A 1110-nucleotide genomic window follows, 5' to 3' on the forward strand; every position below is an offset into this window, starting at 1 on the left:
TAGGCGCCGCCGTAGATCGGGTTCTCGATCATTCGGTGGATGGTCGCATAGCTTGGCCTGCGCCAGACCACATCGCCATTGTTGCGCTTGGCAGGCAAATCCAGCCCATGTTCGAGGAACCAGAGCAGGGCCTGGCGGGCACTGCCGAGTTCCGCCACCTTGTCAAACACAAGGGTGATGGCCTCCTGCATGCGACGGTCGGGATCCTTCTCCAGCCGGTCGCCGACCTTCACGAAGCCGACCGGGGAAGCGACGACGAGTTCACCGCGCCGGGCCTTCTCATAGCGGGCCGACAAGGAGCGCTGACGCAGAAGATCGAGCTCATACTCGTTGAGACTGCCCTTCAATCCCAGCAGCAGCCGGTCATTGCCCTGGCGCGGTGCGTAGACCGTCTCCTGGTCGATCAGCACGGTATCGACGACGCGGCACATCTCGATGAGCTGCTGCCAGTCGCGGCTGTTGCGGGCGAAGCGCGATACCTCCCGCGCCGCAACCGCCCCAACCTTGCCGAGACAGACTGCTGCGACCATCCGATCGAAGCCCGCTCGCGCGACACCGCCAGCAGCAGAGCGGCCGAGATCGTCATCGACCGTCTCGATGCAAGACCAGCCGAGCGCGACCAGGCGATCGCGCATCGCATACTGCAGGGCGCTGCTCTCACGATTGTGCAGAACCTGATGGGCCGAGGACTGCCGCACATAAAGGATCGCCTTTCGCTCCAGATGGTGGGGCCGGATCTTCTCATGCATCATGGCGTGCCTCCTCCCGTGGAACGGCGCGCTCGCCGTCGACGTGGTCGAGGATCAGGCGCACCATCAGCTTTGTCAGCGTCAGGCGCGTCTCTTCCGGCAGCGCCTGCCATGGTGGCATCTGCGCGGTCTCCGCATCGTGCGGGTTGGAGAACAGATCGAACTGATATGTCGTGGGCTGGCGCGGCATGGACCTCTCCCCGATTCGCGTCGTGAGGATCCGATGCTGCGCCCGAAACCTCCAATTGCGATGGGGTGTGGGAATTGGCCGTCGCGTCCTGCAGCAGTGTCACCAAGACGCCAAGCGTTCTGGGATCGACATGTGGGGCAGCGGCAATGCGCCACGCGGTGCAGACCGCGC

At 64.2% G+C, this 1110-nt stretch carries 2 protein-coding genes; both read right to left on the reverse strand.

The features are described 5' to 3' along the window. Positions 1 to 752 (reverse strand): recombinase family protein (locus tag NKH16_RS34830; RefSeq protein ID WP_352903970.1); only part of this gene is annotated, 752 nt, incomplete at its 3' end. Beyond that, positions 742 to 939, reverse strand: coding sequence for a hypothetical protein (locus NKH16_RS34835; RefSeq protein WP_023722661.1), 198 nt, complete (start codon positions 937 to 939; stop codon positions 742 to 744). The genes NKH16_RS34835 and NKH16_RS34830, both read right to left, overlap by 11 nt. Positions 940 to 1110: the final 171 nt, after the last annotated feature.

Source organism: Mesorhizobium sp. M1307, assembly GCF_040318155.1.
GTDB lineage: Bacteria > Pseudomonadota > Alphaproteobacteria > Rhizobiales > Rhizobiaceae > Mesorhizobium.